Origin of the sequence: Duncaniella muricolitica (assembly GCF_910574735.1) — a bacterium.
Classification (GTDB): domain Bacteria; phylum Bacteroidota; class Bacteroidia; order Bacteroidales; family Muribaculaceae; genus Duncaniella; species Duncaniella muricolitica.
In genome coordinates this window covers 33,724-58,453 of sequence record NZ_CAJTCF010000016.1, presented here as the reverse complement: position 1 = coordinate 58,453, position 24,730 = coordinate 33,724, and the positions used below count along the sequence as shown (strand labels likewise).

At 55.6% G+C, this 24,730-nt stretch carries 23 protein-coding genes and 1 pseudogene; 6 read left to right on the top strand and 18 right to left on the bottom strand.

The annotated features are described in order from the left end of the window. Positions 1-118: pseudogene (locus QGT73_RS05175) on the top strand (IS982 family transposase); the annotation flags it as partial. A 101-nt stretch (positions 119-219) separates the two neighbouring features. Here QGT73_RS05175 and QGT73_RS05170 read toward each other — a convergent pair. The 14 genes from QGT73_RS05170 to QGT73_RS05105 form a co-directional block, all read right to left on the bottom strand. Further along, positions 220-1,818, bottom strand: coding sequence for a tetratricopeptide repeat protein (locus QGT73_RS05170; RefSeq protein ID WP_280121729.1), 1,599 nt, complete (start codon positions 1,816-1,818; stop codon positions 220-222). Between the two features lie 51 nt (positions 1,819-1,869). After that, positions 1,870-2,679, bottom strand: a complete 810-nt coding sequence (gene kdsA, locus QGT73_RS05165; RefSeq protein ID WP_280121728.1) for a 3-deoxy-8-phosphooctulonate synthase — start codon at positions 2,677-2,679, stop codon at positions 1,870-1,872. A gap of 76 nt (positions 2,680-2,755) precedes the next feature. Continuing rightward, positions 2,756-3,472 carry an RsmE family RNA methyltransferase gene (locus tag QGT73_RS05160; RefSeq protein ID WP_280121727.1) on the bottom strand — a complete coding sequence of 239 codons (717 nt, stop codon included), beginning with the start codon at positions 3,470-3,472 and terminating at the stop codon, positions 2,756-2,758. 3 nt (positions 3,473-3,475) lie between these two features. Beyond that, on the bottom strand, positions 3,476-4,819 hold the full coding sequence (locus tag QGT73_RS05155) for an MFS transporter (RefSeq protein ID WP_280121726.1): 1,344 nt from the start codon (positions 4,817-4,819) through the stop codon (positions 3,476-3,478). A gap of 54 nt (positions 4,820-4,873) precedes the next feature. Continuing rightward, positions 4,874-5,554, bottom strand: coding sequence for a bifunctional nuclease domain-containing protein (locus QGT73_RS05150; protein ID WP_280121725.1), 681 nt, complete (start codon positions 5,552-5,554; stop codon positions 4,874-4,876). 18 nt (positions 5,555-5,572) lie between these two features. Next, positions 5,573-6,652 (bottom strand): tRNA 2-thiouridine(34) synthase MnmA, encoded by a 1,080-nt coding sequence (gene mnmA, locus QGT73_RS05145; RefSeq protein WP_280121724.1) that lies wholly within the window; start codon positions 6,650-6,652, stop codon positions 5,573-5,575. Positions 6,653-6,691: 39 nt separating this feature from the next. After that, entirely contained in the window at positions 6,692-7,201 is a 510-nt protein-coding gene (locus tag QGT73_RS05140) for a DoxX family protein (protein WP_280121723.1), read from the bottom strand. Positions 7,202-7,311: 110 nt separating this feature from the next. Continuing rightward, the gene (locus QGT73_RS05135; protein WP_280121722.1) at positions 7,312-8,199 is read right to left on the bottom strand and encodes a DUF5106 domain-containing protein; all 888 of its coding nucleotides are present in this window, start codon (positions 8,197-8,199) and stop codon (positions 7,312-7,314) included. Positions 8,200-8,421: 222 nt separating this feature from the next. Then, positions 8,422-9,789, bottom strand: coding sequence for a hypothetical protein (locus tag QGT73_RS05130; RefSeq protein ID WP_280121721.1), 1,368 nt, complete (start codon positions 9,787-9,789; stop codon positions 8,422-8,424). A 55-nt stretch (positions 9,790-9,844) separates the two neighbouring features. After that, complete coding sequence (locus QGT73_RS05125; protein WP_280121720.1) at positions 9,845-11,074, bottom strand: S-adenosylmethionine:tRNA ribosyltransferase-isomerase; 1,230 nt, start codon at positions 11,072-11,074, stop codon at positions 9,845-9,847. After that, entirely contained in the window at positions 11,071-11,727 is a 657-nt protein-coding gene (rpe, locus tag QGT73_RS05120) for a ribulose-phosphate 3-epimerase (protein WP_280121719.1), read from the bottom strand. Before rpe ends, QGT73_RS05125 begins: the two co-directional genes overlap by 4 nt. Positions 11,728-11,760: 33 nt before the next feature. Next, the gene (locus tag QGT73_RS05115; protein WP_280121730.1) at positions 11,761-12,396 is read right to left on the bottom strand and encodes a DedA family protein; all 636 of its coding nucleotides are present in this window, start codon (positions 12,394-12,396) and stop codon (positions 11,761-11,763) included. A 216-nt stretch (positions 12,397-12,612) separates the two neighbouring features. Then, positions 12,613-13,626: an aspartate-semialdehyde dehydrogenase gene (locus tag QGT73_RS05110; protein ID WP_123617731.1), complete on the bottom strand. Its 1,014-nt coding sequence runs from the start codon at positions 13,624-13,626 to the stop codon at positions 12,613-12,615. Between the two features lie 48 nt (positions 13,627-13,674). Further along, positions 13,675-15,480 (bottom strand): AMP-dependent synthetase/ligase, encoded by a 1,806-nt coding sequence (locus tag QGT73_RS05105; RefSeq protein ID WP_280121718.1) that lies wholly within the window; start codon positions 15,478-15,480, stop codon positions 13,675-13,677. 255 nt (positions 15,481-15,735) lie between these two features. Here QGT73_RS05105 and QGT73_RS05100 point away from each other — a divergent pair, with 255 nt between their 5' ends. The 5 genes from QGT73_RS05100 (at position 15,736) to QGT73_RS05080 (ending at position 20,629) form a co-directional block, all read left to right on the top strand. Beyond that, complete coding sequence (locus tag QGT73_RS05100) at positions 15,736-16,203, top strand: Lrp/AsnC family transcriptional regulator (protein ID WP_123617730.1); 468 nt, start codon at positions 15,736-15,738, stop codon at positions 16,201-16,203. 189 nt (positions 16,204-16,392) lie between these two features. Next, positions 16,393-18,093: a DEAD/DEAH box helicase gene (locus QGT73_RS05095; RefSeq protein ID WP_280121717.1), complete on the top strand. Its 1,701-nt coding sequence runs from the start codon at positions 16,393-16,395 to the stop codon at positions 18,091-18,093. A gap of 182 nt (positions 18,094-18,275) precedes the next feature. Next, positions 18,276-18,893, top strand: a complete 618-nt coding sequence (locus QGT73_RS05090) for a DUF3256 family protein (protein WP_280121716.1) — start codon at positions 18,276-18,278, stop codon at positions 18,891-18,893. A 213-nt stretch (positions 18,894-19,106) separates the two neighbouring features. Beyond that, positions 19,107-19,805 carry a hypothetical protein gene (locus QGT73_RS05085; RefSeq protein ID WP_280121715.1) on the top strand — a complete coding sequence of 233 codons (699 nt, stop codon included), beginning with the start codon at positions 19,107-19,109 and terminating at the stop codon, positions 19,803-19,805. Between the two features lie 92 nt (positions 19,806-19,897). Then, on the top strand, positions 19,898-20,629 hold the full coding sequence (locus QGT73_RS05080; RefSeq protein ID WP_280121714.1) for an MBL fold metallo-hydrolase: 732 nt from the start codon (positions 19,898-19,900) through the stop codon (positions 20,627-20,629). Between the two features lie 65 nt (positions 20,630-20,694). On the opposite strand, the gene folK is transcribed toward QGT73_RS05080, so the two are convergent. From folK to QGT73_RS05060, 4 genes are all read right to left on the bottom strand, one after another. Further along, entirely contained in the window at positions 20,695-21,180 is a 486-nt protein-coding gene (folK, locus tag QGT73_RS05075) for a 2-amino-4-hydroxy-6-hydroxymethyldihydropteridine diphosphokinase (RefSeq protein WP_280121713.1), read from the bottom strand. Positions 21,181-21,269: 89 nt separating this feature from the next. Continuing rightward, entirely contained in the window at positions 21,270-22,364 is a 1,095-nt protein-coding gene (locus QGT73_RS05070) for an Mrp/NBP35 family ATP-binding protein (protein WP_280121712.1), read from the bottom strand. Positions 22,365-22,458: 94 nt separating this feature from the next. Continuing rightward, positions 22,459-23,199 (bottom strand): tRNA (guanosine(46)-N7)-methyltransferase TrmB, encoded by a 741-nt coding sequence (gene trmB / locus QGT73_RS05065; RefSeq protein ID WP_280121711.1) that lies wholly within the window; start codon positions 23,197-23,199, stop codon positions 22,459-22,461. Between the two features lie 53 nt (positions 23,200-23,252). After that, the gene (locus tag QGT73_RS05060) at positions 23,253-24,698 is read right to left on the bottom strand and encodes a leucine-rich repeat domain-containing protein (protein WP_280121710.1); all 1,446 of its coding nucleotides are present in this window, start codon (positions 24,696-24,698) and stop codon (positions 23,253-23,255) included. Between the last annotated feature and the right edge of the window lie 32 nt (positions 24,699-24,730).

Here is a 24,730-nt window from a genome sequence, read left to right as displayed (position 1 = left end):
GTCTTTCGCTAATTTTATCACCAATGCCTTGAGTGCTATCGCTGCTTACTGCTTTTTCCCAAAGAAACCGTCTATCTCTTTGGAGTTTGTGACAGATAACCAGCTAACTTTGTTCTGATTGCTTATATCGAACTCACGTTAAATAAGGTGCTAATCCACCTAAAAAACTCCTGTACTCCTGTCTTAACTTTCTAAACTTATTACTTTTTAAACTTCAAACTACTTGAACAGATGGCTGTATTTTTCGAGAAGAGCGGTAAATTTGGGGTCTTTGCGTATAGGAGCACAGTTGATATTGGCCTCCGAAGCCTTTGTCCAGTTGTGATAATTGGCATAACCCTTTTCGAGCGAAGCCTCCATGCAGCGCAGAGCACGCTCGGGCATGCCGGCCTGGGCATAATAGCAGGTCGCATAATAGTTGACCGCACCGTCATAATCGTCGGCGGTCTCGAGCACTCGCTCCATCCACTTGTCACCCTGCTCCTGACGGCCAAGTGCCAGCAGAGCAAATCCGCGCAGCGACATCACATTGTCAAAGTCATAATCCATGTCGAGCACCATGTCATAGGCACGCTCGGCATTGGTCTTCTGCTTGCGATAGTCGCCAAGCACCCATCCGCGCAGCATCTGCAACTCGGGATTCTCGGGATTGACCATCGCCGCCTCGCTGAGAGCCACCGCCGCATCGGCCACCTGGCCCAGCTCCACCTGGGCGAGAGCCTTGGCGACAAGTGCATCAAGGTCCTCGGGCGACTTCTCGAGAGCCTTCTCGGCTGCGTCAAGGGCACCCTCGTTGTCGTCGAGAGCACGCTTGATGCGCGACTTCACCACATAATAAAACTCATTGTCGTCGGTCGCGCTTATGGCATAGTCGGCATTGAGAAGCGCGCGGTCATAGCGGCCGAGATAATAGTAACACTCGGCCAGCGCGCCGTTAAGGCCGGGATATGAATCGAGATTTTCGTTGATTATCTTGTCATAGTCGGCAATGGCGGCAAGATAATTGCAGTGGCCCTGCGCTATCATGGCGCGGATGAAATAAAACATGCCGTTACGCGGAGCCTTGCCTATGGCCGATGACAGGCCCGACATCACCGTGGGATAGTCGGTGCGCGACATGTCCACAAGGTGCTGCAAAGCGCGGCCGGTGCTGACATTATCCACCGAGATGGCTGTCACATAGTCGTCGACGGCACCCTGCTCGTTGCCCATGAGACGACGCACCGCTGCACGGCCCAGATAGATTTCGCTTCGGTTGGGCGAAAGAGCCACAGCGCGGTCGGCAAGCTCATTGGCTGTGCCGAGATTGTTTTGCTTCACGGCCACACTCGCCTGACCCAGCAATGCATCCTGGCTGTGGGGATTGAGGCGGAGCATCAGATTATAGTCGGCGTTGGCCTCCTGATAGCGGCCCAGCTCATAGAGTGTTTGCGCACGCTGATAGATGGTGCCGTAATCCTGAGGCGACATGGCAAGCACCTTGTTTAAGTCCGACAGTGCGTCGGTATACTTTTTCTGTGCCTTATATATCTTGGCCCTTATCTGATAGGCGGGATAGCGCGCCTCTTCATCATCAGGCTCATAATACTTCATGGCCGTATTGATGTCATCGAGAGCCTTCACGTAGTCACGGTGGGCATAATAGAGCCCGGCGCGGCGCACGAGTGTCTCCGGGTCGCGTGGGTCTTCGGCAAGCAGTTCGTCAAAGGCCTTGAGCAGTGCCTGTGACATGGGATCGTCATATCCTGTCTGAGCCGATGCGGCAAACACCGCGCTGACACTCATGACAAGACCTAATGTGATGGTTTTTATGTTCACTTTCTATCGGATGTTGAAATGTGTAGGATATTGAATGTTTTCACACGACATTCAAAAATTATTTATTACCGCCCGCAGGGCCGACAGCCGTGCCAGAAGGACGGGGAGCTGTGCAAGAGGGAGCATATTTGCGCCGTCGCTCTTGGCTACCGACGGATTCTGATGAGTCTCGATAAAGATTCCGTCCACACCCACGGCTACACCCGCACGGGCTATGGTGTCGATGAGGTCGGGACGTCCGCCGGTCACGCCCGCCGCCTGATTGGGCTGCTGGAGCGAATGGGTGACGTCGAGAATCACAGGTGCGCCAAACTTCTGCATCTCGGGGATGCCGCGATAGTCCACCACCAGGTCCTGATAGCCGAATGTCACGCCTCGCTCGGTCAATGCCACGTTGTCATTGCCGGCATCTCTCACCTTCTGCAAGGCAAAACCCATGGCTTCGGGCGAGAGAAACTGCCCCTTCTTGATATTGACGGCCTTGCCGGTCTCGGCAGCAGCCACAAGCAGATCGGTCTGGCGGCACAGGAAGGCGGGTATCTGGAGCACATCCACATACTCCGCGGCCATCGCGGCCTCGCCGGCTGTGTGGATATCGGTCACAACGGGCACGCCGAATGTCTCGCGCACCTTGGCCAGTATCTTCAAGGCTTTCTCGTCACCTATGCCCGTAAACGAGTCGATGCGCGAGCGGTTGGCCTTGCGATAGGAGCCCTTGAACACATAGGGTATGCCCAGTTTGCTCGTGACTTTCACACACTGCTCGGCTATGTCCATAGCCATCTCTTCGCCTTCTATGACACACGGGCCCGCAAGCAGGAAAAACTGCGGCCGTGATGAGTATTCTTTAAATGAAAACACTTTATTCAATTAGTAATTAGTAATTATCAATTAGTAATTATTCTGCAAGTCGTTTTTCTTGACTATGCGCCGCGTCCTATCGTGAGGCAAGCGAGTCAAGCACATGACAGGCGGTGACGCCATAGAGCGCGGCGGTCTCGGTGCGCAGACGGTTTTCACCAAACGTCACGGGCATAACCCCGCCTCCGAGCAGCATCTCTACCTCCGAAGGCGAAAAATCGCCCTCCGGCCCGATGAATATCACCGTGTCTCGTCCCGCCTCATAGACGTTGGCAAAGTCGCGACGCTCCACGCTGTCATCACAATAGCCCACATACCTGCGGGCCTCTGGCAGCAATCTGCCCACAGCCTGACGAAGCGGAGTCATGGGGTCAATGACCGGGAGCACGGCTTTGAGCGACTGCTTCATGGCCGACACGGCTATCTTTTCGAGCCGTTCGGTCTTGATTTCGCGCCGCTCGCTGCGGTCACACAGCAGAGGCACTATGCGGTTTACTCCCGTCTCAGTGAGCTTTTCCACCAGCCACTCCATGCGGTCCATATGCTTGGTCGGAGCTACGGCCGCCACTATCTGTTGGCTCCACGGCAACGGCTGACGGTGACACTCGGCTATCTCCACGCCGGCACGCTTGGGGTGAGCGTCGACAAGCCGGCATGTGTACACATTGCCGCGTCCGTCTATGACCTGGAGCTCTTCGCCCTCGGTCATGCGCAACACCTTGACGGCATGCCGCGAGTCACTCTCGGGTAGCGTCAGGGTCTCGGCTATGTCAGGAGCATAAAACTGTATCATCTTTTATTCATGAATATATCGGTCACGCTTACACAGCGGCCTTGTTATCCTCGATTTCCTTGATAAGACAGGCCTCCTCATCATTGGTGGAGTCGGGGTGTCTTTGAAGAGGAATATGAACAGCACGGCAATCACAAGCGAATAGGCCGCGAAGATATACCACGAAGTGGTCCAGCCGGCATGCTGTGCCTCGGGTGTGGTCTGAGAGAATACGTAATGGTTCACTATGGCCTGGGCGGCAAGAGTGCCTACGGTCGCGCCGATGCCGTTGGTCATAATCATAAAGAGTCCCTGCGCGCTCGAACGCAGATCTTTTGTTGTCTGCTGGTCGACATAGAGGCCGCCCGACACGTTGAAGAAGTCAAAGGCCACGCCGTAGACTATACACGAGAGTACGAGCAGCCACAGTCCGCCGCCAGTGTCGCCCATGCCGAAAAACGCGAAACGCAACACCCATGCAAACATCGACATGAGCATCACACCCTTGATGCCGAAACGTTTGAGACAGAAAGGTATGAGCAGTATACACAGCGTCTCGCTGATCTGCGACAGCGAGATGAGCGCGTTGGCATTACGGGCACCCCAGGTGTCGGCAAACGAGGCTATGTCTGAAAACGAGGTGATAAATATGTTGCCGTAACTGTTGGTTATCTGCAGCGACACGCCTAGACACATGCTGAAAATAAAGAATATCGCCATACGCTTCACCTTGAACAGCCCGAACGCTTTGAGTCCGAGCGAGTCGGCAAGCGAGCCCGAGGCCTTCTTGTCAACAGGACACTGCGGCATGGTCAGCGCGTAGGCCGCCATGCAGAAACTCAGCACGGCCGAAGTCACAAGCTGATAGGGATTGGTCTGAAACTGTGTGAAGTTGACAAACAGCATCGAGCAGATGAAACCCACCGTGCCAAACACACGTATGGGCGGGAAGCATGTTATGGTGTCAAGGCCGGCCCGGCTCAGTGCGTTGAACGCCACCGAGTTGTTCAGGCCTATGGTCGGCATGAAAAAAGCCACCGAGAATGTGTAGAGCGTAAAGAGCGGGCCAAACTCCACCACCGGCACCGTGAGAGCATACACAGCGGCGGCGGCCATGAACAGTCCGGCAAGCAGATGACACAGGCTAAGCATGCGCTGGGCCTGAATCCAGCGGTCGGCGATAATGCCCACAACAGCCGGCATAAACAGCGACACTATGCCCTGCACAGCATAAAACCACCCTATATGTGTGGCCAGCCCGACCGAGCCGAGATAATTGCCCAGCGATATGAGGTAAGCTCCCCACACGCCAAACTCGAGAAACGACAGTGCGGCCAGACGCACTTGCAGTACACGTTTTGTTGACACGTTCTTCTTGATTTTTAGATTATAACTCTTAAAACTTTTTTACACTCTCGACTTTCAACTCTTATTCTCCTTGCGCTTGATAATCTCGGCGACACGGGCTGCTTCCTCATACTCCTCGTTCTCGATAAGCCGCGCGAGAGTCTTCTTCAGCTCCTCCACGGTATAATTCTCGAGCTTAGGTGTACGCACCGGCGTGACACCGGCATTATCGTCGGCATCATCGTTGCGCAGCTCGCCCTCCTCGCCATCACCGCTGTCGGCGGCAAGGTCTTCGAGCTCAAATCCGGTCTCGGTAAGAATCTCTGTAGTGGTATAGATAGGCGCGCCCGTGCGCATGGCCACAGCCACAGCGTCCGACGTGCGCGAGTCGAGCGACACTGTACGCTCTCCGTCGGTAAAGGTCAGCTCGGAGTAAAACACTCCGTCCTCAAACCTGTAGATAAACACCTCCAGCAGTTCAATACCGAACGCCCGGCCCAGCCCCGTGAACAGATCATGGGTCAGCGGTCGCGGAGGCACTATGCCCTCCATCTTCAGAGCTATGGCCTGGGCCTCGCTCGCCCCGATTACCACCGGAATGCGAAACTGCCCGCCCACCTGCGCCAGTATCAGCGCGTAGGCTCCGTTCTGAATCTGACTGTAAGAGATGCCGAGCACTCTCAGTCTCACGCGGGGCGTATCGCCTGCACCGCTTGAGTCAAGGTTTCCGAACAGGTCGTTGTTATCGTTATCCATACGCCTTATTTTACGATATTACAACATTATGTTTCGTCCCGTTATCACACCGCTGCCGAGACACAGGCGGCTGTCGGGGGTATATATCACCGCAAACTGTCCCGGAGCAATGCCCTGTACAGGCTGCTCCGAGTCTATCACATATTCTCCGTCGCCCAGACGAGTGAGGCGGGCGTTGAGAAAGTCGGGGCTGTGACGGTTTTTAAACGTCACTTCCACCCCCTCGCAATCGCCCGGCCACGGATTGCGGGTAAGCCAGTGCATCTCGTCGAGATGAAGCACCTGACCATACTGCTTCTCCGTGTCATAGCCCTGCGAGACATACACCACATTGTCGTGCACGTTCTTCTTCACCACATACCACGGCCCTCCGCTCAGACCAAGGCCCTTGCGCTGGCCGATGGTGTGAAACCAGAATCCCTTGTGCTCGCCGAGCTTGCGGCCGGTCTCAAGCTCCACGATGGGGCCGGGCTTCTCGCCGAGATGACGGCGTATGAAGTCATTATAGTTGATTTTGCCGAGAAAACATATGCCCTGGCTGTCGCGGCGATATGCGTTGGGCATACCTGTCTCTATGGCCAGACGGCGCACCTCGGCTTTGGGCAGGTCGCCGATCGGAAACATCAGACGGCTGAGCTGCTCATAGGATATGCGACACAGAAAGTCAGTCTGGTCCTTGACCCGGTCAACACCCGTGCCGAGCCATGTAAGCCCGTCTATCTCATGGGTGGTGGCATAGTGGCCCGTGGCGGTGCGGTCAAATTCGCGGCCCCAGCGTTCCTCAAAAAAACCGAATTTTATCATCTTGTTGCACATCACGTCGGGATTGGGGGTCAGACCCTGTCGCACCGTACGCAGAGCATACTCCATGACATTCTCCCAATACTCCTCGTGAAGCGACACGACGTCAAAGGGCAAAGCATATTTCCTGGCTATATAGCGACACATCTCTATGTCCTCCTCGGCCGAGCAGTCGCCCTCGCCCGTATCAAGTCCAATGCGGATATAAAACAGGTGCAGGTCATGACCCTGCTCCAGCAACCTGTGCACGGCCACCGCACTGTCGACTCCACCGGATATTAATACCGCTACTCGCATAAACTCTTAAACTCTAAACTCTAAACTCTTAAACTCTACTTAGACTTCCTCAAGCTCCTCCTCCTCATCCTTGCCGCGGCGGTTGATGATGTAGAGCGAAATGAAATAATCAAGCGAAATCTTGCCCGGACCTGCTATGAGCATCCATATGTAAATGCCGATAAACATGATGGGCAGATAACCCGGATCGGTCGAGTCAAGACCATACACCGGCAGATAAGGCACCATGTCATGGAGTATGTAGTACTCGGCGGCACACATGGCCACAATCGGCGGGATAGTGCTCAGACGGGTCAGAAATCCGACCATTATCAGCAGCGAGCACACCAGCTCGATAATTATCATCAGCACCAGCGACGTCGACGATGACATGTCGAGCACCGTCGGAAACGTCATGCACAGCTCGTTGTAGTTGACAAGATGGCGTATGCCAAACTGCAACAGCATGATGCCGACAAACAGGCGCATGAACAAGCGTCCGAGATTGGTGTAAGTGTAGCCCGTCAGACGGAGAAACACGTTTATGAGCGGTGAGTGATGCCAGGACATTATCTTGATTTTAGAACTGATATTATTTTGATTACTTTGTCGGGTGTTTAATCCCCCCTCTTACTTCGGCAGGGGCGATGTACGATGCATGGTTCGTCCGGTCGGACCTGCTATCTCTTCTTCAGTTGCCGCGCCACGTCAAGCACCTGGTCGGCGTTGAGATGTTTATAGCGTATGATGTTATGGCGGCCAAGTATATAGAAGTCGGGCGTGCCGGCGCGCAGATCGATACTCAGATCGGCATCAGGTGCCGCGCCTACAATCCAGTTGGCGGGATAACCCTCCACAGCCTTCTTCCACTCCTCGTCAGGCTCGGCAAGCGTAATGGCCACAACCTTGACCGTACCCTCGTTGACAAGCTCAGTCATCGACACATCCGCGTCAAGACGTATGCGGGCCATGTTGCAACTGCTGCAGTCGGGGTCGTTGAAAAACACTATCACAACCTCGGCCGAATCGTTCTGCAGGTCTCCAGCCCGGCCGTCACGGGTTGTGTAGGGCAGCGAAGGTGCGCGGCTGCCAACCATGGAGTTGCGGAGCACCTCGGCCTGCTGCACAAAACGTGCCTTCTCGGCCTTCGACACCCGCTTGTTGGCGGCAACTGCCTCGGCAAACGGCAGATAGAGCCCGTCAATCCACATCTCGGCGGTGTCTCCATAGAGCTGGCTCTCGGCCACCGTAGCCATAAACACCTGGTCCTTGGGCTGCTTCTCGAGTTTCTTCATCAGCGCGTTGACCCCGCGCACGGCTACGCTCGGCTCGGCATTGGCCACTACCGAGAGATAGACCTTCATCTCCTGAGCCATCTTCTGACGGGCCGAAAATGCCTTGGTCATCTCGCAGAAATCCCAGAAATGGTCGGCCAGATAATTGCAGCGGCCCTGAAATGTGGCCACCGAGTCAGGCACTATCGGATAGGGGAAATATGTGTCGGCCTTAGCCGTCTGCCTCAGGCCGACAAGCGCAAGCAACGACAATATGAACAGTTTGATTTTCATAATCTTTGTTGATACGGTTTTATGCAATCACAAAGGTAATGAAAATCATTCTAAAGTCAAAAATTAAAAATTTAAAATAAAAACCGCTTCCCGAAAAAATTATGCCTTTACTGATGTCAAAAAATCACCATGAAGGCGACGAAAAGATGTCCGAAACAAATGAGAATCGGCTGCGCGGGGTGTGTCGCGCAGCCGATTCAGTAATTCTTGATGTCACGATTATCAAATCTCAACCTTTATCGAGGCCGGATATATGCGGGCGCGCTCATAATAACGGGCGCAACTGTTGACCATATCCTCGAGCGAGGGTTTCACCTTTCCGCGAAACACCTCGCGGCCGTTGACCCTAAGCGTCACCTCTTTGCTCATATCCACAAGGCTGTCATTGAGATAGACCGTAAAACGGCCCTTGGTTGCCGGTACATATGTCTTGCGGAAATCAAGCGATATCGGGAATCCGAAATCATTGCCGACCAGACTCGGCTCATACTTCACGAGACTCACAGTCACATCCACCTCATTGCCGTTGATATTCATCTCATAACATGTGCGTTGCGACTCATCGTCGTTGCTCCGTTCATCGACATAGAGATTATAGAACCCGTCGCGATAACGGCCGTCCATCTCAAAGTTCTCCCAGTAGACCGACTTGGGATATGGATTGCGTTTGTGCTTGCGCAGCCACGGTGCCGTGGGCATATAGTTTATGCCGTGGCCCGCGTCGGGTATAAGCTCCACCATGTAATCATAATGTCCTGGATACAGTTGTTGGAGACTGTCGAGCTTGATGGCGGCTATGCGGGTGAGCACGTTGCGGTAAAAACCGAAGTCTCTCTGACCTGTGCGGAGCACAAAGGCCGTGTTGCGCAGATTTTCGGCAGGAGCATTGACCAGCGGCTCGCCTCCGGCCATCGGACCGGCTCCCGCGAGATAGTCGGCATAATACGATGCCAGTCGCTGACTGCCATACGCGCCCTCCGATATGCCCATGAAATACACCTTGTCGGCATCTATCTCGTCACGCAGCAGGGCCTGGCGCAACAGTCGCTCCCACGCCCACTGCTTGCCGCGCTGATACCAGCGATACCATTCGCCTTCGTTGGGTATCTGGGGGATGAAATACACACTCGGAGCATCGTCATAAGCTGCGGCTATCTGCTTGAGTGTCTTCCACTCCTGAGCCTTTGGGCCGGAGCCGTGGAGAAATATGAAGAACGGGCGAGCCTCGGCCGACTCTCCCTTGCTGCCATACACATAGGGCATCACCGCATCGGGCTCAAGCTCCGAGGGTATGTCCCAGGACATGTCGGCAGCCTCGGCAAGAGGTCCTGTGGCGGGAAGACGGCTTTCGTCGGCCGCAGCATTGGCCTTTTTCCACTCCTCCCACACCATGTCGCGCATACGCTCCACATCGCGTAGAGCCACTTTCTTTGTGCCCTCATAGGTCCGCGCGGCGTCACCGGCGATGCGTGCGGCAAAATATTCACTTATATCCTTGTTTTTACGGCTGTCTTTTTTCGCGCCAACGGCCGTTACTCCCGAAGTCAGGGCAAGAAGTGACGCAAAAATCAGTGCGATAGTTTTTTTCATGTCAGTTTTAAGGTTATGGATTGTCAAGATTATGATATGTACAGCGCGCCACTTCTCATTTCAGGAAGAGACACGCGTCGCCATACGACAGGAAACGATATTCCCCGCCGAGCGCGTAGTCATACACACTGCGCCATTCGTCTCCGCCGAGAAATGCCGACACGAGCAGCAGCAACGTGGAGCGAGGCTGGTGAAAATTGGTGACCATCCCCTTGACCACCCGATAGTCATAGCCCGGTGCAATCATCAGCCGGGTCGATGCTATAAACGTGTCGCTCCCCTCCTCCTCGAGCCGGCGGAGTATCGCCGTCATGGCCTCCGCGACTTCGAGGCGCGGATGTTCCGGACTGTAGGGATACCACTGCGGGAGTGTCGACGCGTCAAGTCCCGAGTGGAGCATACATCCGAGATGATAGAGGCTCTCGAGCGTGCGCACCGATGTGGTGCCCACCGCTATGACACGGCGTCCGGTGGTGGCCAGTTCTTCGATTAGAGCGCGCGGCACGGCTATAAACTCGTTGTGCATCTCATGCTCGCCTATGGTGTCGCTCTTGACAGGCTGAAAAGTCCCGGCCCCGACGTGGAGCGTAAGTTCGCGCCGCGGTATGCCGCGGCGGTCTATGGCCTCGAGCACCTCCGGAGTGAAATGCAGCCCCGCAGTCGGAGCGGCCACCGAGCCTTCGATGCGCGAATAGACGGTCTGATAGTCCTCCGAGTCGCTCTCTTCGGTCGAACGGTTGAGATAAGGCGGGATGGGTATCTCGCCGAGTGCCGAGATTATCGAGCTGAATGTCACCTCGCTGTTGTCCCAACTGAAACGCACCGTCGAGGCCGCTCCGTCCTTGCTCTCGCGCATGGCGGTCAGCGTCACCTCCCGGCCCTCCACTGTCACGCGGCGCGTCAGGGGCCCTTCCTTCCATCGTTTGGAGTTGCCGACAAGACAGGTCCAAGCACATTCGCGTGTGCTTGCGAAATTCACGGCATAGTCGGCCGGCTCGTGCGGCTCCAGACAGAATATCTCTATCAGCGCGCCGTTGCCGTCGGCTCCCTTGCGGAAACGCAGACGCGCGTTGATGACCCTCGTGTTGTTATACACAAGCATCGCGTCCTCGGGCAGCAGGCCGGGCAGGTCGGCAAACAGTCGCGTCTCCCTCCGTCCCTCGCCGTCTCTCACCAGCAGCAGACACTTGTCGCGCTCCTCGAGCGGATGTTTGGCTATTCGCTCGTCGGGCAGCGGATAGTCGTAATCCTCGATGCGGATTTCCTCTATATCACTCTTGGTCATACTGCGGCCAGGTCTATGAGTTCACTGATAGCTTTACAGGGGTCCGGAGCCCTGAACACATAGCTGCCGGCCACAAGCACATCGGCCCCCGACTCGATGAGAGCGGGTGCGGTGTTGAGGTCCACACCTCCGTCAATCTCTATCACGGCTTTGGAGCCTGTGCGGTCAATCATGTCGCGCAGACGACACACCTTATTAATGGTATTGGCTATGAACTTCTGCCCTCCGAATCCCGGATTGACACTCATGAGCAGCACCAGTTCGACATCGCCTATTATATCCTCGAGCATCTCCACGGGGGTAGCCGGATTGAGCGTCACGCCGGCCTTCATTCCGGCCTCGTGTATCGACGCCACCACGCGGTGAAGATGCGTACAGGCTTCATAGTGCACATTCATCAGGTCGCCGCCCGCATCGCGCACGGCTCCGACATAACGGCCCGGATCCATGACCATCATATGCACGTCGAGTGGCTTCTCGGCCACACGGCTGATGGATTTTATCACCGGAAAACCTATCGAGATGTTGGGTACGAACATTCCGTCCATCACGTCGATATGTATCAGCGACGCACGGCTGTGGTTGACGGTCTCCACGGCCTCGCCGAGTCGCGTGAAGTCTGCGGCCAATAGTGAGGGTGCTACCTGTATCATGACTGGTGTTTTTGTTTTACAGTGTTACTGTGGTTATTCGTTTACTGTTTTCTTGGGTTTGAAGGCATTGTAGAGGATGATGCCGAGGCATATAACTCCGAGGGCAAGCCCCGCATAGGTGAGATAGTCGTTATACTCCTCCACCTTGGCAAAGAGCTGTTCGCGGGGCACCATCTTGCCCAGCCAGTAGCCTAGAGCGGCAAGTACGGCGTTCCAGGTGAGTGCGCCCAGACCTGTGAACAGTACAAACTTGCCCACATTCATCCTCGCCAGTCCGGCGGGTATCGAGATAAGCTGACGCACAGCCGGCACAAGTCGTCCTATGAAGGTCGACACGGCCCCGTGGGCGTCAAAATACTCTTCGGCATGCTTCACCTTGGCCTCGTCGAGCAGAAAGGCGTGACCCACACGGCTACCGGCAAACTTATACACTATCGGACGCCCTATCCACAGAGCCAGATAATAGTTGATAAGCGCGCCTACGATAGCTCCGGCTGTCGCAAGCAGTGTCACCATCACGATATTCACCTCATGGCTCGTACACGCAAGATAAGCGGCCGGAGGCACTATCACCTCCGAGGGAAATGGCACAAACGAACTCTCTATGACCATAAACACAAACACGAGCATGTAGACGGTCATTGCATCAGCCTCAAGAAACCGGGCCATTATCCCGGCGGGGTCAAACAACGCCAGAAGCGTTACAAGATCAAGCATACTTCTTCTTTATATTTATCAATTAGTAATTAGCAATTATCAGCCGGCAATCGGCCGCCGGACTCTTACACGCGGTGAGTATGTATTACAACCATCCTTCACCGATTGTTTATTCCGGCATCGTGATTACAATGGCTGCTAATTGCCAATTACCGTTCAGGCAGAGGTTTACTTTCTGGGGTGAGCTATCATATACTGTGCTATCTGCACTGCATTGAGGGCTGCGCCTTTCTTTATCTGGTCGCCCACGAGCCAGAATGTAAGCCCGTTGGGATTAGCCACATCCTCTCTCAGACGACCCAGGAACACAGGGTCGGTACCGGCTGCGAAGAGCGGCATGGGATATTTCTTTTCGGCCGGCTCGTCAATCACCACCAGACCTTCGGCCTTGGCAAAAGCGGCGCGGGCCTCCTCGACGCTGATAGGACGCTCGGTCTCAACCCACACGGCCTCGCTGTGGGCACGCACTACGGGCACTCGCACACAGGTCGCGCTCACCGAAAGCTCGGGAGCATGCATGATTTTACGGGTCTCGTTATACATCTTCATCTCCTCCTTGGTATAGTCATTGTCAAGGAACACGTCGATGTGGGGGATAAGGTTGTAGGCCAACTGATAGGCAAACTTCTCGACGGTCGGCTCCTTGCCCTCGCCGAGCTCCTCATACTGCTTCACAAGCTCGTCCATACCTGTCGCGCCGGCACCGCTCGCTGCCTGATAGGTAGCCACATGCACACGCTTGATAGGCGAGATGTCGTTAAGGGGCTTCAGAGCCACCACCATGATGGCGGTCGTACAGTTGGGGTTGGCTATCACACCGCGGGGAGCGTCAAAAGCATCCTCGCCGTTGACTTCGGGCACCACCAGGGGCACATCAGGATCCATGCGGAAAGCCGAAGAGTTGTCGATCATCACCGCGCCGTGCTTGGTGATGACATCGGCATACTTCTTCGACACCGACGCGCCAGCCGACACAAATGCGAAATCCACACCACGGAAATCCTCTGGCTCATCTCTGAGCAACTGCACGGTGTAATCCTTGCCACGGTAATTATATGTACGTCCGGCCGAACGCTCCGAACCGAAAAGCAACAGTTCGTCGATCGGGAAATTCTGCTCATCGAGCACTCTCAGGAACTCTTGTCCTACTGCGCCACTGACGCCTACAATCGCAACTTTCATACCTTAGTTGATGTAATAGTGTGTATTATATTTTTGTTTTTTCTCTGTCTATCTGTAGAGCGACTCTATGATATGGGCATAATTCTTGTTGATGACCCTGCGCTTGAGCTTGAGCGTATTGGTCAGCTCGCCGCTGTCCATCGTAAACTCATGAGGCAACAGCTTGAACCGCTTGATTTTCTCATACGGAGCCAAACCCTTCTGAAGCACCTCCAGACGCTTCTCCATCATTTCGTTGACCCTATTGTCGTCAAGCAGCTCCTCGATGGAGCCATAAGCGATTTTCTTATCGTCCGCCCACGCCCTCAACGCGGCAAACGACGGCACTATCAGCGCACTCACATACTTGTAGCCGTCGCCTATCACCGCCACCTGCTCTATAAATTTATCTGTGCCCAGACGTGTCTCTATCGCCTGCGGAGCTATATACTTGCCGTTTGAAGTCTTGAAAAGATCCTTGATGCGGTCGGTCAGAAACAGATTGCCGCTCTTGTCCATATAACCCGCGTCGCCCGTCCTGAACCATCCGTCGGCCGTAAAAGCCTCTGCCGTAGCCTCAGGCTTGTGATAATAGCCGCTCATCACGGTCGGGCCCTTGACAAGCACCTCCGAGTTGGAGTCCACCTTGACCTGCACCCACGGTATAGCCGTGCCCACCGAAGCTATCTCATAGTCCTTCATAGGGAAACAAGTCACCGTAGCCGTGGTCTCCGACAGCCCATAGCCTGTCATCAGAAACAGTCCGGCCGAATGGAAAAACTCCACTATCTCGGCCGAAACCGGCGCACCGGCGGTCGGGAATATATTGGGGTGGTCGATGCCTATCGCACCGCGCAGCATAGCAAACACCTTGCGGTCAAACAGCTTATAGCTGCTCTCAAGCCACCACGGAGCCTCCATCCCCCTGCGCTTATACTCTATGTTACGCTTACGGCCCACCTTCAGAGCTGCATTCACCATCATACGGGCCACAGGATTCATCGACGCGATCTTCTCATGCACGGCCGCATACACCTTCTCCCAGAACCGCGGCACGGCACACATACACGTGGGCCTCACCTCCTTGATGGTGTCCTGTATGGCACGCGGGTCACGGTTGACTGCCACCTTGATGCCAAGCATCAGACACACATAGGTAAATCCCTTCTCAAATATATGGCTCAGAGGCAGAAAAGCCATCGACACATCCTTGGGCGAAAGCATGTCGAGTCTCACCCTGTGGGCCTCCAGCGCGTAGTCATAGTTGGAGTGAGTCAGCATCGCACCCTTGGGCTCGCCCGTAGTTCCAGAGGTATACACAAGCGTCGCAAGGTCATCCGGACATGCCGACCTAGCCCTGTTCTCCACCTGCGCCTCCACCTCATCGCCGGCCTTCTCGCCCAGCTTCATGAAGTCGCTCCACAGCATCGAGCTCTCATCATCCTCATCAAGCTCTATCGGCTTGATTACAACGATATGCTTCAGACAGCCGCAACGGCTCTGTACCTCGCGGGCCGAGCGATACTGGGTCGTATTTCCTGCAAACAACACCTCGCAGCAGGCATCGCTGACTATATACTCCACCTGCTCGGGCGACGATGTCGCATATATCGACACCGACACAGCCCTGTTGCGATAACAGGCAAAATCAGTCACAAGATTCTCCGGACGGTTGGCCGAAAAAGTGCCCACACAATCAGTCGGCTTGACTCCGAGCACTGCCAGAGCACGGGCCGCTACACGCACCTGCGCCTCAAACTCCCTCCAGGATATATCATACCACCTGTCCTGCTCATCCTGTGCCGCGAGTGCCGGATGCTCCGGATGCTCTGCCGCATGGCGCGCAGGCAGATAGGTCAAAATATTGTCAATCATGACATATTGTTTAATAGATTTCCTGCAAAGGTAACACCAATTTTCCGCCCGCCACCCATATAATTAAAAGAAATTTGATAATCGTTAACATTTCCTCATAAATTGCACACTCACGTTAACATCTCTCAACACATCACTTCTCCTCTTAAACGGCCGCCCACACACTTTTTCCTGACAAAAGGTTTCACATTTCGCGATTTTTCTATATATTTGCCAAGCATTTGACCACACTTGCATAAATCATAAGTACTTGTAATGGAAAAAATCGACAACCTCGACCGACGCATCCTCGAAATAGTAATGCGAAACGCCCGCATAGCCTCCAAAGACGTAGCTCAGGAATGCGGCGTATCGCGCGCCGCCATCCACCAGCGCATACAGCGCATGATTGACCTCAACGTTATCACCGGCTCAGGCTACAACGTTGACCCAAAGATACTCGGCTACCGCACATGCACCTACATCGGCGTAAACCTCGAGCGTGGAGCCCTATACCGCGAAGTAGTCCCCGAGCTTGAAAAAATACCCGAAGTCGTGGAATGTCACTTCACCACAGGCCCCTACACCATGCTCGTCAAGCTCTTCGCTCGCGACAACGAGCACCTCATGGAGCTCCTCAACCACAAGCTCCAGGTAATCCCCGGCGTAGTCGGCACCGAAACACTGATCTCCCTCGACCACTCCATCTCACGAGTCCTCCCCGTAACATACGACGAAAACTGAGCCCCCCTCTCTCACACCTCCACCTCTCCCACCCACCACGCCAAGGCATCCCCCCGAGGGGATGCCTTGTTGCTTATTCACAAAAAAATACCTACTTTTGTCAAAATATAACCAAACCCGCCCCTCGCCCAAACGGTTATAAAATATATTAATCACCGCCGCTTAAGCGGCCATCAATTCTAAGACAATTTGAAATCATTTGAAGAAATCGGAGTCAGCGAGCCCCTGCGCCGCGCCATCGAAGAAATGGGATTTGAAAACCCCATGCCCATACAAGAGCGCGTCATCCCTCGGCTCCTTGGCGACGCCAACGACATAATAGCACTCGCACAGACAGGCACTGGCAAGACAGCAGCCTTCGGACTGCCACTGCTCCAGAGGGTCAGCCCCGACGACAGGCGGCCCCAGGCCCTCGTCCTCGCACCTACGCGCGAGCTGTGCCTCCAGATCGGAAGCGACCTCGTCGACTTCTCACGCCACCTCCCCGGCATAAAAATACTACCCGTCTACGGTGGATCAAGCATCGAAAGCCAGATACGGACACTGCGCACAGGCGTCAACGTAATCGTAGCAACCCCCGGACGACTCATCGACCTCATCAAACGAGGAGTCGTAAAGCTCGACAACGTCTCCACCGTAGTCCTCGACGAAGCCGACGAAATGCTCAACATGGGATTCCTCGACTCTATTGAAGAAATACTCACCCACATCCCCGACGACCACAAGACTCTCCTATTCTCTGCCACAATGCCCGCCGACATCCTCAAGATAGCCCGACGCTACATGCGCGACTACGAAGAAATCATCGTCGGCTCACGCAACGAAAGCTCCGAAAACGTCCGCCATATCTACTACATGGTCAACGCACGCGACAAATACCTCGCCCTAAAACGCGTCGTCGACAACTCGCCCGGCATCTACGCCATCGTATTCTGCCGCACTCGCCGCGACACTCAGGAAATCGCCGACTCACTCATACGCGACGGATACAACGCCGAAGCACTCCACGGCGACCTCTCACAGCAACAGCGCGACATCGTAATGAAAAAATTCCGCGACCGCGTCGTCCCGCTCCTCATAGCCACCGACGTTGCCGCACGAGGCCTCGACGTAAGCGACCTAACACACGTAATCAACTACGGCCTCCCCGACGACACTGCCATCTACAACCACCGCTCGGGACGCACAGGACGAGCCGGGAAAAAAGGCACTTCTGTCGCCATAATACACTCAAGAGAAAAAGGACGTCTGCGCGACATCGAACGAGCCATCGGAAAAACCTTCGAGCACCTCCTCGTACCCACCCCACAGCACATAATCGAAAAACAGCTCTATAACCTCGCCGACCGCATCGAACGCGTCAAAGTCAACGAAGACGAAATCGCACCCTACCTCCCGGGCATCTCCCGCAAACTCGAATGGCTCTCCGAGCAAGACCTCCTCAAGCGCGTCATATCGCTCGAATTCAACCGCCTCCTCGACTACTACAAAGACGCCCCCGACATCGACTTCATCGACTCAAAGCCCGAACGCAAAAGCAAAACCGCCAAGACCGACCGGCCCGCCAACGACAAAGAAAAAGACCGTCGCACGGCAGCACATGGCATGGAACGCATCTACGTCAACGTCGGCAAGCGCGACGGATTCTTCGCAGGCAACCTCATCGAGCTCCTCAACCGCCAGATACAAGGCAAACGCATCGACGTAGGCCGCATCGACCTCCTCCCCGCCTACACCCTCTTCGACGTCAACAAAAAAGACGCCCGCAAAGTCGTCGGAGCCCTCACAGGCACCGACTTCTTCGGCAAACGCCTCCACAGCGAAATCGCCGACCCCGCCCGCGACTACACCCGCCTCGCCGACAAAAAGAAAAAACTAAAATCCCGCTAACCCCCACCCTCTCTCCTATCCTCTCCTCTCTTTGAAAAAGTGTGAGCGCGGAAGCGCGAAGCCAAAGCCCCACAGGCCACCCTCCCACACCCTTGCGCCAAGCCTTGTCCCCACTCCCGATATTCAGCTCGGCCCCACCCCAAAAGCCCCCGATTAACCAACCACATTAACAAACAATCAAGATGAAACAGATACTCCTCACAGCCCTGTTCCTCCTCGCCACCCTCACCGTGACAGCCCAAAAAACAGCAGCCGACGCCTTCACCACCGCCCCCACAGGCATCTTCCCCCTCCTCGACCAAAACACCCGTCTTGACATGGTCGACTACTACAACTCCGGCCTCGCCACCCCCTCCGCCAACCGCCTGCAAGGACGGTCAGCCATCACCAGTCTCACCCCCGCCACCATCACCGTCAAAATCACCGACTCCTCCTCAGCACAGATAGCCCTCCTCCCCGCCGGCCGCGACACCATCTTCGCCGTCATATCCACAGTCGCCACACCCGGGCTCGACTCCACCATCAAATTCTACGACAGCAACTGGGCCCCCCTCCCCACCGACCGACACTTCACAGCCCCCGGATGGAACGACTGGATGACCCCCGGCCACGACATCACCGAAATAACAGCCCACACCCCCTTCATGCTCGCCTCCTACTTCATCGACACCGACGCCGGCACCCTCACAGCCACCAATAACCTCGCCACCTTCCTTGACGAAGACACCTACAAAACCCTCTCCCCCGCCCTCCGACCCACACTCACCTACAAATGGAACGGCAAACGCTTCACAAAATAACCCATCAGCCCATTGGCCCCATCCCAGCCACCTTCTCTGAAAAAGTGTGAGCGCGGAAGCGCGAAGACCAGCCCCGCCCATTTGCCCAATTAGGCCCATCCCTCCTCCCTTTCCACGCCGCAAAGCTTTGTCCCCTGCGTCCGAGCTTCAGCGCGGCATTACCGCACCCCTTGCGTCCCCATTCTCACTACCTTTGCCTACAAAAAAGCAAACATGCACGCAAGGAGGCTCATCACCACCCATCAACCACGCAAGCCACGCATACCCGACATCTGGTGTCACGGCTTCTCACGCCACCTCGGCAGGGCACTCACCCCCGCCGAGCGAAGCGTCATATCCCGCCTTGAGCAAAACCGCCGCAGCCGCCCCCAACCCGTCATGATCATCGACCGACCCGGCCACGACACCACAGCCATCCTGCGCAGCTACCTCGACTACAGGCTCGCCACATCACCCCCGGGAGCCACAGCCATACTCTGCACCCCCTCGCGACCCGCCCGCATCACACGCAACAAACGACTCCGTCACATCACCTACCGGCAGGCCGACCACATCCGAGGCACCACCCCCGCCTTCATGATGCTCCTCAACGCCCACCAAGCCAAAACCTACTCACCCCTCCTGCGCGACCCGCGCAACTTCAAGCGACTCTGTTCAGCACTCTTCCCCATCCTCGACGCCTCAGGCTTCCTCATCATCCACCTTCAGGCCCCGGCATCGCCGACTGCCACGCAGCCCCGCAGCCACAGCCCGCCGAACCGCCGCCCGTCACAATCATCACCATCCCCGACATGGCCACCCTCACCCGCCTGCTGGCCACACTCCCCCCATCAACACCATCGGCCCCATCCGGCCCATCAGACCCACCCCACCCACTTTAGCGGTACACCGTGCTCCGCAGCCCAAAGCTAAACCGCACGGTAAGCGACCGTTGACATACTGCACACACAAACAATCAACCACCTCCGGCGTTATATAAATATAAGTAACCAACCCCAACCGTCATGATAAAAGTAACATATCTCGACCATAGCGGATTTGCCGTCACCACCCCCGACGCCGTCATGGTATTTGACTACTACAAAGACCCCGACAAAAAACTCGAGAAAGTCCTCAGAGAATCCCCCGACGCCGACGTCATCTTCTTCGTGAGTCACCACCACCCCGACCACTTCAACACCTCCATCTTCGAACTCGCACAAGACCACAGACGCACCTACGTCCTCTCCTACGACATCTTCTCCAAATTAGTCCCCGACAAAGGACTCTCGGTAGCATGGATGAGCCCCGGCGACATCCTCGATCAAATACCCGGCACAAGCAAAGTCCGCGCCTACAAATCCACCGACGCCGGCGTAGCCTACGCAATCACCCTCCCCGACGGCCATGTCATCTTCCACGCCGGCGACCTCAACGACTGGCATTGGGGCGACGTCTCCACACCCGCCGAATCACAGGCCGCACAAGCCCACTTCGAGAAAATCGTCAACAATATCTCTCAGGACTACCCCGACATGCACATCGTGATGTTCCCCGTCGACGCACGTCTGGGCACCGACTTCGCCCGAGGGGCCAACATATTCCTCAGCAAAATCCGGGTCGACTACTTCATCCCCATGCACTTCTGGGGCCAGCCACAGAAAGCATGCGACTTCGCCACCTATCTACCCGCCGGAAGCGACACCCAATGCCTCTGTCTCGACCGTCCCGGAGCCGAAGCCACCCTCCCCTGCTGACAAAAAACAACAAAAAATTAAAGATTGGCTCCGCGCCCGCCGCGCAGCCAATCTTTAATATATCGTCAGCCATCCGCCCCATTAGGCTCATCACCTGCCATCTCATCAACCCGCAGTCCAAACCTCGGGTGACGCCAGTCTGGAGCAAGCTCAGCCATCGGCACAAGCACAAACTCCCTCAGATGCATCCTCGGATGCGGCAGCGTAAGCTCCGGCGTATCCATCACCACATCATCGATAGCGACAATATCGATATCGATAGCCCGGTCAATATAGCCCCCCGCCTCATCACGGTGGGGTGACGGGTCAAGATCACGCTGAATCCCTTCCACAATGCGCAGCACCTCCATAGGAGACAAAGCACACTCAGTCTCCACAGCCACCCCCACATTCAGAAAAGGATTATCCGATTCAAACCCCCACGCAGGGGTTTCAAGCATCCGTGAGCATGTCACTCGGCCGGGCAGCGCATCCCTTAAGAGCGCGACCGCCCGACCGAGCATCTCCTCCCGGTTACCGAGATTGGAACCAAGGTTAAGAAATATTTTCAAAATATAATTATCTTAGGTGATATAACCTTATAATCTTATAAGCCTATAACCTTATAAGCCTATAACCTTATAACCTTCAATTTATTGAGTCACTTAAGCTGCACCTTCTGAGTCGGAGGCAGCACAGAGTTACGCTCAGCCACAGCATCGATTACCTCATGGGCCAGATGAGCGAAAGCATGGCCCGTGATACTGTCAGTCATAGCCACCGGACAACCGTTGTCACCGCTGTCAGCGATCGAAGCCACAAGCGGTATCTGCGCGAGCAGACGCACACCCATATGCTCGGCAAGCTTCACACCGCCCTCGCGGCCAAATATATAGTAACGCTCATCGGGATGTTCAGCCGGAGTAAACCACGCCATATTCTCCACAAGTCCGAGTATAGGCACATTCACCTTATCATCCTTAAACATCGAGATACCCTTGCGGGCATCAGCCAGAGCCACCTCCTGAGGAGTGGTCACAACCACCACACCCGTCATGGCCAGCGTCTGCACAAGCGTCAGATGAATATCACTCGTGCCGGGAGGCATATCTATAAGGAAATAATCAAGCTCGCCCCAGTCGCCCTCCGAAATCAGTTGCTTCAGAGCATTCGACGCCATCGACCCGCGCCACATCACAGCCTTGTCCTTGTCTACCAGAAAACCTATTGACAGCAACTTCACGCCGTAACGCTCCACAGGGATTATCATCTGACGGCCGTCGACATCATGAATATAGAGCTGCTGGTCCTCGATACCAAACATCTTAGGCATCGAAGGGCCGAAAATGTCAGCGTCAAGCAGTCCCACCTTATAGCCCTCGCGTGCAAGAGCCACAGCAAGATTGGCGGCGACAGTCGACTTACCCACACCGCCTTTGCCCGACGACACACCCACGATATTCTTCACGCCCGGCAACACCGGAGCAGCCTTGGCCGGAGCCGGCTGGCGCGACGCTGTGTGCACCGTAACCTTTACCTCCGGTGACACATATGTATGTATCGCAGTCTCCGCTGCCTTGGCCATCGACTTCATAAACGGATCGGTCGGCTTGTCAAAGATTAGTGTAAAACTAACACTCTCGCCGTCGATACGTATATCATCGGCCACCATCGAATTTTCGATCAGACTCTTGCCGTTACCGGGATAACGCACTGTCGCGAGAGCCTCGGTTATAAGTGAAGGATATAATGTCATGTCTTATGATTGTTTTTCTTATAATTAATGATTTACAGTCAACACTGTAACAACTTCATCAGCACCGCAGTTTATAAACTATAAACTCCACACCTCAAAGCGATCCGCGTCCGAACGAGCGATACGTATCAGGCTCAATCTCCACCTCCGGCTCCGTCAGCACAGCATCCTGAGGCAGTTGCCAGGCGATATACTTGCTCGGTATGCCGCGTGACAGCCACTGGCTCTCATAAAACGTCGTGATGGGCGGCACCTCGGCTGCAAGCGGAGAGTGATACAGATCATCGGTAGCCGCAAGAAGAGGCAGATTGTTATGGCGTATCATCTCCAGAGTATAGGCATAGAGAAAAGGCGAGTCAGTCTTAAGCCTTATGGTACCGTCGGCCGAAAGCACCTTACGGTAAATCTCCATGAAATGCGTCCCCGTAAGACGCTTGTTGACCTTCTTCATCTGAGGGTCGGGAAAAGTTATCCATATCTCCGACACCTCGCCCGGAGCAAAAAACTCCGGCAGAAGATGTATCGAGGTACGCAGAAATGCCACATTGTCCATCCCCGCCTCACACACCTGCTTGGCTCCCGTCCACATACGCGCGCCCTTGATGTCGATGCCTATGAAATTACGGTCGGGATAGGTGCGGCCCATGCCTACGGCATATTCTCCCTTGCCACAGCCGAGCTCAAGCGTCAGAGGCGCATTGTTGTGAAACACCTCCTCGCCCCAGCGGCCGCGCAGCGGACAGCCGCCGGTCTCCTTGAGGTGAGCGAATGGATACTGGTAGACACATGGCAGTGTCTCCATCTCGGCAAACTTCTTTAGCTTGTTCTTTCCCATGGGTTTATTAAGAGTGTGGGGTGAGAGATTTATAACGATTGTAAGGATTTTATCTACGGTTGGCGCATCAGCTTGAACGTCACTCCGCGGCCTCCGTCGCGGGTCACGGCCCTGACTATAAAAAAGGCTCCCGCATGACGCGACGTGTCCAGACTCACACTGTCGGCCCCGATATGGACCGCCGTCTCGAGCACACGCCCGTCCACGCCATAGAGCGTGACACTTTCAAGCTCAGTGTCCGAGCTGACTCTCAGAGTCATGCCCGTAAAACCGGCCTCAACACGCCCGACGCCCCCTGAGGTCGAGGGTAACAGCGTGATCGACGAGCGGCTTATGGAAAACTCCTGCCACTGCGGGGCGGCAAGAAACGCTTCTTCAAGTTCGGGGAGCACATTGAGTGTCACAGCCGGCTGCTCCACTCCGGCCCACACCTCATCGCCCAACGAGGGCACGGTCTCAAGCCGCAGCGCGTCAATCTCCCTGACACCGCTCCAGCCCTCAAACGCGCCATCGCCTATATGTGTCAGCGACGCAGGCAGTGCCACAGTCTCCACAGCCGTCATTCCGGCCATAGCAAGCACCCCCATCTCACTCACTCCGTCGGGCAGATTGACCGACGCAAGGCTCACAGCCCCCTTCAAGGCAAGGGCGGGGACACTCACGGCCTCCGACGGCAGACGCACATCGGCAAGCGATTCACAGTCAAAAAACACTCCCTCGCCAAGCTCTGTGGCCCCCGAGGGCAGTGTGGCCGACACCAGGCGGGCACACGAGGCAAAAGCTCTCTTGCCCACCGAGGCCAATCGCCCGCAGCCGTCAAGAGACACTCTCTCAAGACCGCTCAGAGCAAAGGCCTCATGCCCGATGCAAGTCAGAGACTCCGGCATCGCAATCTCCCCGAGCGAACGACATCCTAAAAAGGCGCGGTCACCTATGGCACTCAGCGAGCCGGGCAGGCTCACCTCGGCAAGCAGTCCGCACCCCTCGAAAGTCCTCGCCTCGACCGTAGCCATCCCTTCCGACAGCTTGGCGCGGGTCAGACGACAGCATTGCGCGAAAGCGTCAGCTCCAACGCTGCTCACGCCTTGAGGTATCACCACCTCTTCGATGCGCGAATCCATCAGCGCGCCCTCCCCGATAGCCGTAATCGAGGCCGGAAGCCTCACATGCGCGGCCCTGAGGCCCGCAAGGATATAAGGGGGCAACACATCGGCCGGAGCGGAATACACATTAGCCCCAACCCGGGGCCCCTTGTAGGCCGCCACCGTCACGCCCGACAGGTCGAGCGTATGCAGCTCCTCTATTGTCGCCGCAAGATAGGCCAGGTCGGAAGCATCGACCGAACCTGTGACTGTGATAACCCCGGCACGCGAAGGCACGGCACACTCGGCCGCAAGCTGCCCGGGCACGACTTCATAAGTCTGCCCCGCAGCCTCTCCCGCCGTCATGGCCACAAGAGCCATGACAGCGACAAGAGCCATATGCAAGTGCCTTGCCATTATTCAGTATAAGGGGGGGTAGGATAGCCTAA

Bases quoted from the DNA above. Each gene is read 5' to 3' on its own strand.
- QGT73_RS05130 (WP_280121721.1), bottom strand. From the start codon at position 9,789: ATGAAAAAAACTATCGCACTGATTTTTGCGTCACTTCTTGCCCTGACT.
- QGT73_RS05085 (WP_280121715.1), top strand. From the start codon at position 19,107: ATGCACGCAAGGAGGCTCATCACCACCCATCAACCACGCAAGCCACGC.
- QGT73_RS05115 (WP_280121730.1), bottom strand. From the start codon at position 12,396: ATGGCCCGGTTTCTTGAGGCTGATGCAATGACCGTCTACATGCTCGTG.
- QGT73_RS05080 (WP_280121714.1), top strand. From the start codon at position 19,898: ATGATAAAAGTAACATATCTCGACCATAGCGGATTTGCCGTCACCACC.
- QGT73_RS05090 (WP_280121716.1), top strand. From the start codon at position 18,276: ATGAAACAGATACTCCTCACAGCCCTGTTCCTCCTCGCCACCCTCACC.
- QGT73_RS05070 (WP_280121712.1), bottom strand. From the start codon at position 22,364: ATGACATTATATCCTTCACTTATAACCGAGGCTCTCGCGACAGTGCGT.
- mnmA (WP_280121724.1), bottom strand. From the start codon at position 6,652: ATGCGAGTAGCGGTATTAATATCCGGTGGAGTCGACAGTGCGGTGGCC.
- trmB (WP_280121711.1), bottom strand. From the start codon at position 23,199: ATGGGAAAGAACAAGCTAAAGAAGTTTGCCGAGATGGAGACACTGCCA.
- QGT73_RS05150 (WP_280121725.1), bottom strand. From the start codon at position 5,554: ATGGATAACGATAACAACGACCTGTTCGGAAACCTTGACTCAAGCGGT.
- QGT73_RS05105 (WP_280121718.1), bottom strand. From the start codon at position 15,480: ATGATTGACAATATTTTGACCTATCTGCCTGCGCGCCATGCGGCAGAG.
- QGT73_RS05160 (WP_280121727.1), bottom strand. From the start codon at position 3,472: ATGATACAGTTTTATGCTCCTGACATAGCCGAGACCCTGACGCTACCC.
- QGT73_RS05110 (WP_123617731.1), bottom strand. From the start codon at position 13,626: ATGAAAGTTGCGATTGTAGGCGTCAGTGGCGCAGTAGGACAAGAGTTC.
- QGT73_RS05140 (WP_280121723.1), bottom strand. From the start codon at position 7,201: ATGTCCTGGCATCACTCACCGCTCATAAACGTGTTTCTCCGTCTGACG.
- QGT73_RS05125 (WP_280121720.1), bottom strand. From the start codon at position 11,074: ATGACCAAGAGTGATATAGAGGAAATCCGCATCGAGGATTACGACTAT.
- QGT73_RS05060 (WP_280121710.1), bottom strand. From the start codon at position 24,698: ATGGCAAGGCACTTGCATATGGCTCTTGTCGCTGTCATGGCTCTTGTG.
- QGT73_RS05100 (WP_123617730.1), top strand. From the start codon at position 15,736: ATGGAAAAAATCGACAACCTCGACCGACGCATCCTCGAAATAGTAATG.
- QGT73_RS05135 (WP_280121722.1), bottom strand. From the start codon at position 8,199: ATGAAAATCAAACTGTTCATATTGTCGTTGCTTGCGCTTGTCGGCCTG.
- rpe (WP_280121719.1), bottom strand. From the start codon at position 11,727: ATGATACAGGTAGCACCCTCACTATTGGCCGCAGACTTCACGCGACTC.